Source organism: Sinorhizobium saheli, from assembly GCF_001651875.1.
Taxonomy (GTDB): domain Bacteria; phylum Pseudomonadota; class Alphaproteobacteria; order Rhizobiales; family Rhizobiaceae; genus Sinorhizobium; species Sinorhizobium saheli.
Window position 1 is genome coordinate 97080 of sequence record NZ_LNQB01000070.1, and the last position, 12894, is coordinate 109973.

Annotated in this window: 14 protein-coding genes; 7 read left to right on the top strand and 7 right to left on the bottom strand. The window is 64.1% G+C overall.

Annotation, left to right across the window (positions count from 1 at the left end):
• The first annotated feature begins 8 nt into the window (after positions 1-8).
• The 3 genes from ATB98_RS11115 to ATB98_RS11125 all read left to right on the top strand — a co-directional run bounded on the left by ATB98_RS11115 (position 9) and on the right by ATB98_RS11125 (position 2538).
• The gene (locus ATB98_RS11115; RefSeq protein WP_066873448.1) at positions 9-872 is read left to right on the top strand and encodes a LysR substrate-binding domain-containing protein; all 864 of its coding nucleotides are present in this window, start codon (positions 9-11) and stop codon (positions 870-872) included.
• A 125-nt stretch (positions 873-997) separates the two neighbouring features.
• A complete protein-coding gene (gene bmt, locus ATB98_RS11120) occupies positions 998-2017 on the top strand; it encodes a betaine--homocysteine S-methyltransferase (RefSeq protein WP_066873451.1) in 1020 nt (339 codons plus the stop codon).
• Positions 2018-2193: 176 nt separating this feature from the next.
• Positions 2194-2538 (top strand): hypothetical protein, encoded by a 345-nt coding sequence (locus tag ATB98_RS11125; protein ID WP_066873454.1) that lies wholly within the window; start codon positions 2194-2196, stop codon positions 2536-2538.
• 39 nt (positions 2539-2577) lie between these two features.
• On the opposite strand, the gene ATB98_RS11130 is transcribed toward ATB98_RS11125, so the two are convergent.
• The 5 genes from ATB98_RS11130 to ATB98_RS11150 all read right to left on the bottom strand — a co-directional run bounded on the left by ATB98_RS11130 (position 2578) and on the right by ATB98_RS11150 (position 8692).
• Complete coding sequence (locus ATB98_RS11130) at positions 2578-4581, bottom strand: vWA domain-containing protein (protein WP_066873457.1); 2004 nt, start codon at positions 4579-4581, stop codon at positions 2578-2580.
• A complete protein-coding gene (locus tag ATB98_RS11135) occupies positions 4581-5108 on the bottom strand; it encodes an RNA polymerase sigma factor (protein WP_066873460.1) in 528 nt (175 codons plus the stop codon). The genes ATB98_RS11130 and ATB98_RS11135 overlap by 1 nt, the downstream gene beginning before the upstream one ends.
• 87 nt (positions 5109-5195) lie before the next feature.
• On the bottom strand, positions 5196-5948 hold the full coding sequence (locus tag ATB98_RS11140) for a phosphodiester glycosidase family protein (protein WP_066873463.1): 753 nt from the start codon (positions 5946-5948) through the stop codon (positions 5196-5198).
• Positions 5949-6305: 357 nt separating this feature from the next.
• Entirely contained in the window at positions 6306-7010 is a 705-nt protein-coding gene (locus ATB98_RS11145; RefSeq protein ID WP_066873467.1) for a 4Fe-4S dicluster domain-containing protein, read from the bottom strand.
• 107 nt (positions 7011-7117) lie between these two features.
• Positions 7118-8692, bottom strand: a complete 1575-nt coding sequence (locus ATB98_RS11150; RefSeq protein WP_066873470.1) for a trimethylamine methyltransferase family protein — start codon at positions 8690-8692, stop codon at positions 7118-7120.
• Between the two features lie 498 nt (positions 8693-9190).
• Between ATB98_RS11150 and ATB98_RS11155 the strand changes: the two genes are divergently transcribed.
• The gene (locus ATB98_RS11155) at positions 9191-9886 is read left to right on the top strand and encodes a corrinoid protein (protein WP_066873473.1); all 696 of its coding nucleotides are present in this window, start codon (positions 9191-9193) and stop codon (positions 9884-9886) included.
• Positions 9887-9978: 92 nt separating this feature from the next.
• Here ATB98_RS11155 and ATB98_RS11160 read toward each other — a convergent pair whose 3' ends face one another.
• A complete protein-coding gene (locus ATB98_RS11160; RefSeq protein WP_066873611.1) occupies positions 9979-10137 on the bottom strand; it encodes an entericidin domain-containing protein in 159 nt (52 codons plus the stop codon).
• Positions 10138-10176: 39 nt separating this feature from the next.
• On the opposite strand from ATB98_RS11160, the gene ATB98_RS11165 reads away from it, so the two are divergent.
• The 3 genes from ATB98_RS11165 to ATB98_RS11175 all read left to right on the top strand — a co-directional run bounded on the left by ATB98_RS11165 (position 10177) and on the right by ATB98_RS11175 (position 12030).
• Positions 10177-10797, top strand: coding sequence for a DUF1638 domain-containing protein (locus ATB98_RS11165; RefSeq protein WP_066873476.1), 621 nt, complete (start codon positions 10177-10179; stop codon positions 10795-10797).
• A gap of 263 nt (positions 10798-11060) precedes the next feature.
• Positions 11061-11774, top strand: a complete 714-nt coding sequence (locus tag ATB98_RS11170; protein ID WP_234781907.1) for a formyl transferase — start codon at positions 11061-11063, stop codon at positions 11772-11774.
• Between the two features lie 73 nt (positions 11775-11847).
• Positions 11848-12030, top strand: coding sequence for a hypothetical protein (locus ATB98_RS11175; protein ID WP_066873482.1), 183 nt, complete (start codon positions 11848-11850; stop codon positions 12028-12030).
• 69 nt (positions 12031-12099) lie between these two features.
• On the opposite strand, the gene ATB98_RS27955 is transcribed toward ATB98_RS11175, so the two are convergent.
• Positions 12100-12576, bottom strand: a complete 477-nt coding sequence (locus tag ATB98_RS27955) for a BA14K family protein (RefSeq protein ID WP_084435431.1) — start codon at positions 12574-12576, stop codon at positions 12100-12102.
• Positions 12577-12894 lie beyond the last annotated feature (318 nt).

Consider the following 12894-nt stretch of genomic DNA (forward strand, 5'->3'; position numbering starts at 1 on the left):
GTTGAACTATGACGACACTTGATCCTGACCTGCTGCGAACGTTCCTCGCCTTTGCCGAAGGCGGCTCGCTCGCCCGCGCTGCCGCGGCGGTCAACCGCTCTCCATCGGCCGTGACGGCGCAGATGCAGCGGCTCGAGGCGCTCGTCGGAGAATCCCTTCTCGCGCCGATGGGGCGCGGACGAGCACTGACACCGGTGGGCGAGGAGTTCGTGGAGCATGCTCGCCGTATCCTCGATGCTCATCGCGACGCATGGCTCAGCCTCAAGGGCGCTCGGGCCGATGGTCGTGTCGCGCTTGGCAGCACCCAGGACTTTGCCGACACGACGCTTCCTGCCCTGCTCCGCCGCTTCGCGCGCTCGCATCCGCGCGTTCGCCTCGATCTGCGGATCGGCAGGACGAAGGAATTGATGACGGCCTACGAACAGGGCCAGATCGACATTCTGCTGACAATGCGACAGGGGCCCGCGGCCGACGAAGTGCTCGTCCTTCGAGAGCCGATGATCTGGCTGTGTTCCGCGGACGGCCTCGCGTCGGCCGAGCCCGAACTCCCGCTGGCCGTGCTCGATCCGCCCTGCGGCTTTCGCGCCGCCGCCATTGCCGCGCTCGAAGCCGCCCGCCGGCCGTTCCGGATTGCCGCCACGAGCCCGAGCCTTTCGGGCCTGCGTGCCGCCGTCTTGAGCGGCATCGCCGTGACTGCCCGTACGGACCGTTTCCTCGGTGCCGGCATGGTGGTTGCGCCCCGGCATCTTGAGCTCCCGGCGCTGCCGGCCGCGGAATTCAGCCTGCGCCTGCGCCCCCAGGCCGAAGGCGCGCCCGCCGATCTCGCGGCCTTGCTGTCGGATGAACTGCCGCGATCAGGCCCCATCTATTGAGCCCGGGCACCCGGCGATCCTCCGAAACGTGGTTCATCGAACCATATTTAAGTTGCCTAGCTGATTGCCAAGACATAAAGATATCTTTATATGTTGTTGCAATTTCATTCAGCCGGGAAAAGCCGATGTCCGCCGTCTCCAATGCCCTCTCCGATCTCCTTGCCCAAAAGGGCGTCCTGCTTGCCGACGGCGCCACCGGCACCTCGCTTTTCGCCATGGGGCTCGAAGCGGGTGAGGCGCCGGAGCTCTGGAACGAAACGAAGCCGGAGAACATCACCAAGCTGCATCAGGATTTCGTCGATGCCGGCGCCGATATCATTCTCACCAACTCCTTCGGCGGCACGCGCCACCGGCTGAAGCTGCACCAGGCCGAGGATCGTGTGCACGCACTGAACAAGCGCGCCGCCGAGATCGCCCGGGCCGTCGCCGACAAAGCGCCGCGCAAGGTCATTACCGCCGGCTCCGTCGGCCCGACCGGGGAGCTGCTGGTGCCGCTCGGCGCGCTTTCCTATGAGGATGCGGTATCGGCTTTCGCCGAGCAGATCGAGGGCCTGAAGGCCGGCGGCGCGGAGATCGCCTGGATCGAGACGATGTCCTCGCCTGAGGAGATCCGCGCGGCCGCGGAAGCCGCAACGAAGGTCGGCCTTCCCTTCGTCTATACCGGCTCGTTCGATACCGCCGGCAAGACGATGATGGGTCTCCACCCGAAGGACATCCACGGCGTCGCTGCCGACATCGGCGAAGGGCCGGTCGCGGTCGGGGCCAATTGCGGCGTCGGAGCCTCGGACATCCTCTCCTCGCTCCTCGACATGACGGCGGCCAAGCCGGACGCGGCCATCGTCGTCAAGGGCAATTGCGGCATTCCCGAATTCCGCGGCTCGGAGATTCATTATTCCGGCACGCCGCCGCTGATGGCGGAATATGCGCGCTTGGCCGTCGATGCCGGCGCCAAGATCATCGGCGGCTGCTGCGGCACCTCCTGCAACCACCTCGCGGCGATGCGGCTTGCACTCGACAACCACAGCAAGCGCGAGCGTCCGACGCTTGACGTGATCGTCGAGAAGATCGGCCCCTTGCGCAACAAGACGGCCAACGAGGCGGCCGCCGCGCCGGCGCGCGAGCGTGGCGGCCGCCGCCGCGCCTGACGGAAGAGCCGACAAACACAAAAGAGGGCTCCGCGACCCGAAAGGTCCGGAGCCTTTTTCTTTCGACGCCGGGTCTTCGCGGGAGTGATGCCGCACACGGCGCGGAGACACTCTGTTGCGGATCGGCGGCGGCTCGCCTATCCCCGAGGATGTTCGATTCCTAGGGAGATGATTCCATGAGCGGGCCAGCCGCCTTTCCGGACAGGGACACCACTGCCGCCAAGCTCGCGAGCTTCGATGATGCGAACCAGGCTTTCGTCAAGCTGTTGATGGAAAACCCGGAGCAGGACGAGAACCTGATGGAGGGCCTTTGCCGCCATCTCGACCTCGCCGCTGAAGCGCGCTTCCTGAATTCGCTGAAGCTCGAAAAACTCGGAGAATGGCTGGGCAACGAGGCGCCGCCCCGGCTGCAGATGCGGCTCATGGAAACCGCCCGCTCAAGCCAGCACCCGGCCTACCAGGCCTTCCGAGCCGGCCTGGCGAGATCCGGCGGACTGCAGCGGGCATTTGCGAATGCCTGACGCAAGCGCCGGATGAGCCGTTGCCGCGTGCGCCGGGGCTTATTCCCCCGAAAGCCCCTTCGCCAGCCGCACCAGATTGACGAACTCGGCGCGGTAGCCGAACGGGTCGGCTCCTTTCGCGCCGGCCGCAAGATCGGCGATCGCCGCGTAGCTGTAATCGGCCACCGCCGAATTGTTCGCGAGCTTCTGGCCAAAAGCAGCGACCGCGACGGAGAAGCGGATGTCCGCCGACGCATCGGCGAGGCTCGGCATCGCATTTGCCTCGGTCACCGGCGTCGCGATCAGTTCGCTCCTGTCGCCGTCCGGCTTCTTGTAGCGGATCTTGAGAAAGGCGAGTTCGCCGCTCAGCGCCGCTTCGCCGGCGGGCTTTTCCGCCGCGGCATAGCGCAGGTCGTCGTTGAGCACGGCGGGGCTGCCCTTGGGCGTCACCTCGTAGATTGCCGTGACGCTGTGGCCTGAGCCGATGTCTCCGGCATCAACCCGGTCATTGTTGAAATCCTCGCGCTTCAGGGAGCGCGTCTCGTAGCCGATCAGCCGATATTCGGCGATCGCTGCCGGGTTGAATTCCACCTGCAGCTTCACATCCTTGGCAATCGGAAAGAGCGAAGATCCCGCCTCCTCGACCAATGTCTTCTGCGCCTCCGCCAGCGTATCGATGTAGGCCGCAACGCCGTTGCTGTTCTGCGCGATCGTCTGCATCAGGGCGTCGCTGTAATTGCCGCGGCCGAAGCCGAGCACCGAAAGGAAGATGCCGGTCTTTCGCTTCTCCTCGATGAGCCGCTTCAGCTCGTCGTCGCTCGACGGGCCGACATTGAAGTCGCCATCCGTCGCGAGCAGGATGCGATTGACGCCGCCCTTGACGAGGGCCTTCTCCGCGAGTGCGTAGGCCGCATCGATACCGGCGGCACCGGCCGTCGAGCCGCCCGGCTGCAAGGTGTCGATCGCCGCAAGAATCTTCGCCTTGTCCTTGACCGCGGTCGGTTCGAGCACCGTGCCGGCGTTGCCGGCATAGGTGACGATCGAAACGGTATCCTCGGCCTTGAGCCGGTCGATGAGCAGCCGGAACGCATTCTTCAGGAGCGGCAGCTTGTCCGGCTCGTCCATGGAGCCCGAGACATCGATGAGGAAGACGAGATTGGCCTTCGGCGCTTCCGCCGGCACCACCTCATAGCCCTTGATCGCCACATGCATCAGCCTTGTTCCCGCGTTCCACGGCGTCGGCGTGACGGTGACGGTCGCCTTGAACGGTTCGGCGGCCGAGGCCGGGCGCGGCCAGTCATAGGGGAAATAGTTGATCATCTCTTCGACGCGCACGGCGTCACGGCTCGGCATCTCGCCCGCCATCAGTGAACGGCGCACGAAGGCGTAAGAGGCCGTATCGACATCGACGGAGAAGGTCGAGACGGGATCCGTGGCCGCGCTCTTCACCGGATTGGCATCGGCCTTGCCGAAGCGCTCACGGTTTTCCGTTGGCGGCGGGAGAATGTCCGCCGGTGCGGCGGGCGCCGGCAAAGGCATGACATCGCGGCGGGCTGCGAAGCCAGCGGCGCCGCCAAAGGCGCTGGGCGCAGCGGTGTCAGCGGCGCTCTGGCGCATCGCTTCGTATTCGCGTGGTGCCGGAGCCGCCTGTTTGCTGAGGAGGCCGGCATCCTCCCGTTTCTCTGCGTCGGCGAGCGCGCTCTCCTGCATGGTCGCAGGCGGGGCCGGTTTCGGCACCGGGCGCGCCTCTGGTTTCGCCGCTACCTGCACCTCCGCTTCGCGCGGCGGATCGTTGCGGACGATCGCCAGCGCAACGAAGGCGGCCGCGGGGACGATGATCAACGTTGCCAGCGCCGATCCGGCAAGCAATTTCCTGTTCATGATAGGGCTCCATATCCGATTGAGGATGGAGCTTTGACGACCGGGGCTTACGGATCCTTGGGGCGTTCCCTGCTTTTCCGCCGCATCGAAGGCCTGCATGGCGGCGGCAAGCGCGCGCGCCCGTCCATCGTCGCCGGGCCTTGGCGGCGTCCGCCGTGACAGAATGTCGAAATCGTCGGTCATTACACAGCCTCCCTGCCGAGCAGAGTGCGCAGGCGCTTGCGCGCCTCGTGGACGTGCCAAGAGACGGTTGCCTCGGAACAGCCGAGCACATCGGCGGCCGCCGCATGGCTCAGGCCCTCGGCATAGACCAGCAGCACGGCATCGCATTGTTTTTCCGGCAGCGCCCTGACGGCCGCCCAGAGCGCCTCGTGCCGGTCCTCGTCATCGCCTGGTGACGGGCCGACCAGCGTCCGATCCGTCGCATAGGCCCTGATCTTCCGCTCATCGCGCGCCCGGCGACGCTGGTGGTCGCGCACCGCATTCAGCGTCAGCGTGTAGAGCCAGGTGCGAAAACGGCTGCTGCCGCGAAAACCGCGGATCGCCGAACCCAGCCGGATGCAGACATCCTGCGCGATATCCTCGGCATCGGATACGTTTCCCGACCAGCGCCAGGCGATCGCATGGACGAAATCATAGTGGCGCTCGAGCAATCGGCTGAAAGCCTCGCGATCCCCTTTCACCGCCCTGTCAACGAGTTCCGCGTCCAAGTCCCTGCCCGCTCTTGTCCTGTCTTAACCCTTAGACGTCCGCCGAACGTTCTTCCTTGGGGCCAGAGGCAAAAAAATTGCGCCGGTTCATCGTGGAAAACGCGCGACGACGGCGATGATCGGCCCGAGCGGAAACAGTCGATCGTGGCGGTTGATCTCGGGCGCGTAAAGGCTCGAGATCGTGCCGTCGAGGAACAGCGCGTTCGAGCAAGCGAGCCCGTCGCGAAACAACGTCGCGAAGTCATGGAAGCGCACCGGGCGCTTCGAAACCACAAAAACGACCTCGCCGCTTTTCGTGACGCCGACGCCATTGCGGGTTTTCAGACTATCGCTGCCCGGCAGGAAGCGCGGGTGAAGCCCGCCGTCGATGACCAGCATCGGACCGGACTGCGTCGCAAAGCGCGGCTTGATCCCGGCGGCGCGGTAGGCCTCCGCCGCCATGACGCCGGCCTTGCCGTCGCCGAAATAGAAGACGCCGTTCGGCAGCAGGTGAAAGTTGCCCCAGCCGGCGTTGGTATTGAGCGGCGCCTGCTCCACCCCCTCTTCGACATGCAGTCCGACCGGAGAAAGGTCCTCGTGATACATCCCGCCATTCATCGCAAAGACGACATACTCATCGCGATGACGCAGTTCGAGCGACAGCGCCTGGAAGGATTTGAAGGGTACGCCCGCCTGGTCCTTGTTGTAGAGGCGAATGTCGCTCGCCGCGGGGTCGAAGCTGCAGGCGACATAGTCCTCGCCGAGATGGCTCACGTTGCGGCAGGCGGCGAACGCAGGGGCAGCAAGGCTGGCGGAGAGAATGGCGGCGCCGGTGAGCAAAGATTTGGGAAACAGCGGCATGGTTTGCACCTGGAGGGAATCGCACTGTGCAGCATCGCATAGATTACGGCAGTTCTGCGCGCAGGTTTTTGCCAACACGTGAATGGCTTCTTTCACGGCGCGGACGCGCCGTGGCTAGATTCCTGTGACAAGCACAGGAATGAGGGTGGCGTAAGGGTGCATTGCGGCTCAATAGGATCAGGCCATCTGGGCATTTCCAACTCTGCTTCCCACGTTTGATTCAATCCGCCGCGATTTGCGCATGTGCGCAATCCAACACTCCCTCATTCCTTGCTTGTCACAGGAATCCAGTCGCGCCGCGTCGGCGGCGCGAGAAACTGTCACGATCGTCATCAAGCGCGGTGGGCGCGTTCTCTATCAAAGACCAAGCGCCGCCATATGGAAACGCAGTTGCTCTCTCGGATAGCGAAAGTCTCGGCCGATGGGACAGGCATCGCGGGATAGGCAGCCATCTGCAAGACAGCCGGCCGCCCCGGACTTCGTCCTCACATGCGTGCGGCACCGCCCCACGTCGAACATACCGGTCCCCAAGGCATTCACCGGACAGGCAGAAATGCACGGCTTGCCGATACAGTCGTCGCAAGGATGGCCGGCTCTAACGGAGCTCGTTTGCGGCAAGGCCCTGTCAAAGCCGAGCGCGCCGCGGTAGCCGTGCCACAGCCCATACCGTGGGTGGATCAATATGCCGAGTGGAGAAGCCTTCAAGCCTTCGGCGCGTATCGCCCATTGTTGGAAGGGCTGCCAGGGCGGATCGGAGGGAAAATAGCTCGTGGCGCCGGCGGCCTCCGCCACCGGCAGGATCACCTGCTTCGACCAATTGTCGAGGGGATCGGAGCCGCCGCGATCCGGCGTGCCTGCGCGCCAGCGCGTGAGCGGCTCCCAGATCGAGCCGCCGATATTGCCGATGAGCACGACGCTTGCCGCGGGCGCGCCACTCGCCAGCCGGGGCGCCGCCTCCCCCGGCTCGAAATCCACCGTGCCGCGCAAAAAAAGTCCGCGCGGCTCGAGAGCCGCACGGATTGTTTCGATCAGATTGTCGACGCAAGCGGGGGCTGCCGTCATTTTGGTTTCGGCCCCTGAAGTTCGTAATGCGGGCGCCAGACCTCCTTCTGAATCATGTCGGCCACCTGCGCCGCGCCGCCTTGCTCCCTGGCGCGCTCGGGAGCCTTTCAGGTGAAGGCGTCCGGCATCGAGTCCTTGCGCTTGGCGATGTACTCCTTCAGCGCCTCGTCGATCGCCGGATCGAGGTAAGGCGCCTCGTAATGCTCCAGCCAGGAACGGGCGAGCGCATTGGCGCGTTGCTCGATCCGCTTCTCGCCTTCCACCTCCCACTGCTCGAAGGAGTTGTTGTCGGCAAGCGGCGAGCGGTAGAAGGCCGTCTGGAAGTTCGCCTGCGTGTGGGCGCAGCCGAGGTAATGGCTGCCCGGGCCGACTTCGCGGATCGCCTCGAGCGCCTGGGCGTTCTCCGACAGATCGACGCCTTCGGCCATCTTCTGCATCATGCCGAGCTGGTCCTGGTCGATCATGAACTTCTCGTAGGACGAGACGAGACCGCCTTCCAGCCAGCCGGCCGCATGCAGCACGAAATTGGTGCCGGCAAGCAGCGTCATGTTCAGCGTGTTCGCCGATTCGTGCGCGGCTTGCGCATCCGGGACCTTGGAGCCGCAGAGCGAGCCGCCGGTACGGAACGGCAGGCCGAGGCGGCGGGCGAGCTGCGCCGCGCCGTAGGAGACGAGCGACGGCTCAGGCGTGCCGAAGGTCGGGGCGCCCGACTGCATCGAAATCGACGCGGCGAAGGTGCCGAAGAGCACCGGCGCACCCTTGCGGATGAGCTGCGTGAAGGAAGCACCGGCCAGCACCTCGGCCAGGATCTGCGTCAGCGTGCCGACAACCGTCACGGGACTCATGGCGCCCGAAAGGATGAAGGGAGAGACCACGCAGGCCTGGTTATGGCGGGCATAGACCTTGGCCGCGCCAAGCATCGTCTCGTCAAAGACCATCGGCGAGTTGGCGTTGATGAGGTTCAGCGTCACCGTGTTGTTTTCGACGAAATCGTCGCCGAACAGGATCTTCGCCATGGCGACCGTGTCTTCGGCGCGCTCCGGCGCGGTGACCGACCCCATGAAGGGTTTGTCGGAATAGCGGATATGGCTGTAGACCATATCGAGATGGCGCTTGTTGACGGGGACGTCGACCGGCTCGCACACCGTTCCGCCGGAAGAGTGAATCGACGGCGCCATATAGGCGAGCTTCACGAAACTGCGGAAGTCCTCGATCGTGGCATAGCGGCGGTTGCCTTCGAGATCGCGCACGAAGGGCGGGCCGTACACCGGTGCGAAGACCGTTGCCTTGCCGCCGATCTGGGCGTTGCGCTCGGGATTGCGCGCATGCCAGGTGAACTCCTTGGGCGCCGTCTTCAGAAGCTCGCGGCAAAGTCCCTTCGGGAAATGCACGCGCTCACCGCGCACGTCGGCGCCGGCGGCCTTCCAGAGTTCGAGCGCTTCCGCGTCGTCGCGAAACTCGATGCCGATCTCCTCGAGAATTCTATCGGCATTGCGCTCGATGAGCTGCAGGCCCTCCTCGTCGAGCACTTCATACTCGCGAATCTTGCGCTGGATATAGGGCAGAGACGGCCCCGGGCCGCCACCGGTGCGGGATGCGCGTCGCGCTGCCGCTCCCCGTCCCTCGCCACGCGCGCGGCGTCCGCCGCCTTCGACCGCGCCTCGTTCTGTCACGTCGCTCATTCGCTCGCTTCCTCTCCCGCAGCACCCGAGAGGGGCGCAGCATATTTTACCAGGATGGGCGCATAGTCCTTTCCGGAGGTCAAATCCAGTGGTCGGCACCATGCGCCCGGTGTCGATTGGGCCTAATGCTACCAAGCCGCCGGACCGGTACGGGTCTCAATGCGCCAACGGGTGGCGCATCTCAGACACTCGGCCAGCGCCGGATGAGGAGGCGCACGGTGCCCGCCACGGCCGCCAGGATCGGAAGTTCCGGCGGACATAACATCTTGAACTGTTGCATAAATTTACCGGAGCCGGATTCCGGCCCGGGGAAATATGCGCTAGGACTATAAAGAGGGAGAGATTGAGCAGGGGCGCCGTCGTTTTTCATTACATGCGACGTCGCTTTCAAAAAGAGATTTTCGGGCGACGCCCGTTAAGGATGGGAAACGCGTCCGGATTGCGCGCCTGTTGGCCATCCGAGCGAAACGACCATGCCAGGAACCGAGGAAACCTACTATGGCAGATGATGAAATCATTCTCGAGGACCTTTCCGACGAGGAACTCGTGCAGCAGATGCATGACGACCTTTATGACGGTCTCAAGGAGGAAATCGAGGATGGTACGCGTATCCTCCTCGAGCGCGGCTGGACGCCTTACGACATCCTAACCAAAGCTCTCGTCGAAGGCATGCGCATCGTCGGCATCGACTTCCGCGACGGCATCCTCTTCGTGCCCGAAGTGCTGCTTTCCGCGAACGCGATGAAGGCAGGCATGTCGATCCTGCGCCCGCTGCTCGCCGAAACCGGGGCGCCGAAGCTCGGCAAGATGGTGATCGGCACCGTCAAGGGCGACATCCACGACATCGGCAAGAATCTCGTCGGCATGATGATGGAGGGCGCGGGCTTCGATGTCGTCGACCTCGGCATCAACAACCCGGTCGAGAACTACATCGAGGCACTCGAGCGTGAGCAGCCCGATATCCTCGGCATGTCGGCGCTGCTGACGACGACCATGCCCTATATGAAGGTCGTCATCGACACGATGAAGGAGAAGGGCCTGCGCGACGATTACGTCGTGCTCGTCGGCGGTGCGCCGCTCAACGAGGAATTCGGCAAGGCGGTCGGCGCCGATGCCTACTGCCGTGATGCTGCCGTGGCCGTCGAAACCGCCAAGGACTTCATGAAGCGCAGGCATAACCAGCTTGCCGGCTGAGGCTGAACCCTCGGGAAAACAAAGCCGGCTGCACGGGTGAAAACGGCAGCCGGCTTTCCTATTTATGCGCAGAGGGAGCCGCGCAAGGGCCCTCAGTTTGCCGATTTGGCGACCCGGTGACCGGCCGATTGCGTCGCATTGACGGCATTTGCAGTGTCCTGCCCCATGCCGCGGATCGTGTTTGCGCAGGAACTGAACGTCGTCAGCGCCATCAGGACAGCGCCGATCGCCGCGAGAGTCTTTGTTCTCATGACCATGATTCCTTCCTATTGCTGCAAGGCGGAATAAAGATGGAAAATGCATCGCCGGCAAGAGAACGTGCACAACCGAAGAAAGTTCACGTCATTGGTTGCGGCGCGATCGCGCGCGAAATTCTCGCCGTCTGCGAAGCCAACGGGCTCGACCACATCGACCTCGAATGCCTGCCCGCCATCTGGCACAACACGCCGGAGAAAATCGTGCCGGGCCTGCGCGAGGCGATCGCGCGAGCGCGGGCGGAAGGTTGCGAGCGCATCTTCATCGCCTACGCCGACTGCGGCACCGGCGGGCTGATCGACCGGCTGTGCGCGGAGGAAGGCGTCTCCCGCATTCCCGGCCCGCATTGCTACTCCTTCTTCGCCGGCAACGCTGATTTCGCCAAGCGCTGGGACGACGATATCACCGCCTTTTTCCTGACCGATTTCCTCGCCCGCCAGTTCGAGGCCTTTGTCATCGAGCCGCTCGGCCTCAACCGGCATCCGGAGTTGCGCGACATGTATTTCGGCCACTACCGCAAGCTCGTCTATCTTTCGCAACAGGAGGACGGAGCGCTGCAGGAGAAGGCCCGCCGCGCCGCCGACTATCTCGGCCTCGAATACGAGTATCGCTACACCGGCTACGGCGACCTCACCCGGTCGCTGACCGAAACGTAATCGATCGAAAGACCGTCGCGGTCAGACGCCTTCGCGCGCCACGCACCCCGCAAAACGACCTTCTTAAGCGGACGGTAACATGTGATGCCGCATATCTGGCGCCGCCGCTGCGAGCAGTTGCCTCGAATGTAAATCAAATAGATACGCCAAGTTTATCGCGCATGGATCGAGCTTTTCCCGGGGCTGATGAAAAGGTGAAAGCAGGCGTATCGGCCGGCGGACGCATCGTCGTGGTCACAGCCGGCGGCGACAATCCGAACATCATGATCAACGCCCTTGCTGGCCGGTTCGACGACGTCGTCGTGCTTCAGGAGGAGCCGGAATCGAAGGCGCTCTTCGTCAAGCGCCGCGCCCGCAGGCTCGGATGGCCGACCGCCTTGGGCCAGCTTGCGACGATGATCGTCTCGCGCTTCGGCAAGCGCGTCACGCGCCGGCGAGCGGCCGAGATCCTGGTTAAATACGGCGCATCCGTCGAACTCGATCCGTCGATCCCTATCCGCCGCATCGGCTCGATCAACGATCGCGAAGGCCGCGCACAATTGCAGGCACTTCAGCCCGCGGTCGTCTTCCTGATCAGTTGCCGCATGCTGGCGTCGAAAACGCTCGCCGCGATCCCCTGCCCGGTCCTCAATTTTCATGCCGGCATCAACCCGCAATATCGCGGGCTGATGGGCGGCTACTGGGCGCTCGTCAACAACGACCTCGAAAACTTTGGCGCGACGGTGCATCTCGTCGACGAAGGCGTCGATACCGGCGCGACCCTCTATCAGGCCCGGCAGACCCCGACTTCCGCCGACACGATGCATACCTATCCGCTCCTCCAGACGGCGGCCTCGACCGGCATCGCGATCAGGGCCGTCGAGGATGCGCTCGCCGGAAATCTGCACCCCGTCGCCAGCGCGGCACCCTCTCGGCAATGGTATCACCCGACCCTGTGGACCTGGCTTTGGAACGGCCTGCGGCGCGGGATCTGGTAGACGGGTTTGATCTTGAACGGGGAATAAAGACGGCGCGGTCGGCGTCATATCCAATCCACGATTGAAGAAAGCCATGACCTACAGAGCGTCCGCGGTTATGGCCCTGATTGCGCTTCTGACGATCTCCGGATGCATGAGCAATCAGGCCAGCCAGAAGAATACCGCCCCTCCTCCCCCGAGCAGTTCCGGCAGCGCCGGTGCTTCCGGCGGCGGCATGGGCGGCGGCAGCCAGGGTGGCGGCAGTTCCGGCTATTGATGCGCGCATTCACCCGGGCTTTGCATGTCGAAGGCTGCCCGGCGCGACGCGCGGGCAGCCCGGGACCTCTCAATAGTAAGGTGAATAGCACTGCTCCCTGGGACCGCCATAGGGCTGGAAGGAGTTGTCCCAGGCGCGGTACGAGCGATAGCGATTGTAGCACCAGCTCACATGGCGCGGCGGCAGTCTCGACGCACCGTAACGGGGCGCCGCGTAGCGCGGCGCAGGAGGCGCCGCGAGCGCCCCACCGATCGCGAGGCCGGCGCCGAAGGCCGCCAGCGGATACCACCAGCCGTCGCTATGCCTGCGGTAACCGTGCCGGTGGGAGCGGTAGCCGCGATATCCATTGTAGTAGCTGTAGCGATGGCCCTCATCTCCACGCCAGCGACGCGGCGGACCGCCCTGATGCCAGGGCTTATGGTGAACCAGTTCCACGCTCGAACCAGGCTGTGACGCCAAGGCCGGCGGAACAGGCATGGCTTGTGCCGGCGCCAGACCCGTGAACGCCGTCGCTGCCGCAATAAACAGAATGCCGAACTTCTTCATTTCCACACCTATCTGTTACGATAGACGCAGCTTTGCTCGAACCATCTGAACCGGCAGTGAATGCCAATATCATGATGTTCTAATCCAAAGGAAAAGCCTCCCGGCAATCCGGCCGGTGCGCTCCCCCGCCACCTGGAGCGGTGAAGGCAATCGTCGCCCTCTTCGCGTCCATGCTAGGAGGGCGCCGGGGAAGGCCGCGCAAGTGTCCGGACGCGTCGCTGTGCAGCGTCGTTTTTGGACATATCCGACGTCGTGGCAAGGTGAGCCACGAGACCCGGACATGCGCATTGTCCCCTCTTGAGGAGAACAGGAATCCCC

What these genes read in the sequence shown, in the direction of transcription:
- ATB98_RS11115 (WP_066873448.1), top strand. Translation starts at nt 9, where the DNA reads ATGACGACACTTGATCCTGACCTGCTGCGAACGTTCCTCGCCTTTGCC.
- bmt (WP_066873451.1), top strand. Translation starts at nt 998, where the DNA reads ATGTCCGCCGTCTCCAATGCCCTCTCCGATCTCCTTGCCCAAAAGGGC.
- ATB98_RS11125 (WP_066873454.1), top strand. Translation starts at nt 2,194, where the DNA reads ATGAGCGGGCCAGCCGCCTTTCCGGACAGGGACACCACTGCCGCCAAG.
- ATB98_RS11130 (WP_066873457.1), bottom strand. Translation starts at nt 4,581, where the DNA reads ATGACCGACGATTTCGACATTCTGTCACGGCGGACGCCGCCAAGGCCC.
- ATB98_RS11140 (WP_066873463.1), bottom strand. Translation starts at nt 5,948, where the DNA reads ATGCCGCTGTTTCCCAAATCTTTGCTCACCGGCGCCGCCATTCTCTCC.
- ATB98_RS11145 (WP_066873467.1), bottom strand. Translation starts at nt 7,010, where the DNA reads ATGACGGCAGCCCCCGCTTGCGTCGACAATCTGATCGAAACAATCCGT.
- ATB98_RS11150 (WP_066873470.1), bottom strand. Translation starts at nt 8,692, where the DNA reads ATGAGCGACGTGACAGAACGAGGCGCGGTCGAAGGCGGCGGACGCCGC.
- ATB98_RS11155 (WP_066873473.1), top strand. Translation starts at nt 9,191, where the DNA reads ATGGCAGATGATGAAATCATTCTCGAGGACCTTTCCGACGAGGAACTC.
- ATB98_RS11160 (WP_066873611.1), bottom strand. Translation starts at nt 10,137, where the DNA reads ATGAGAACAAAGACTCTCGCGGCGATCGGCGCTGTCCTGATGGCGCTG.
- ATB98_RS11165 (WP_066873476.1), top strand. Translation starts at nt 10,177, where the DNA reads ATGGAAAATGCATCGCCGGCAAGAGAACGTGCACAACCGAAGAAAGTT.
- ATB98_RS11170 (WP_234781907.1), top strand. Translation starts at nt 11,061, where the DNA reads ATGATCAACGCCCTTGCTGGCCGGTTCGACGACGTCGTCGTGCTTCAG.
- ATB98_RS11175 (WP_066873482.1), top strand. Translation starts at nt 11,848, where the DNA reads ATGACCTACAGAGCGTCCGCGGTTATGGCCCTGATTGCGCTTCTGACG.
- ATB98_RS27955 (WP_084435431.1), bottom strand. Translation starts at nt 12,576, where the DNA reads ATGAAGAAGTTCGGCATTCTGTTTATTGCGGCAGCGACGGCGTTCACG.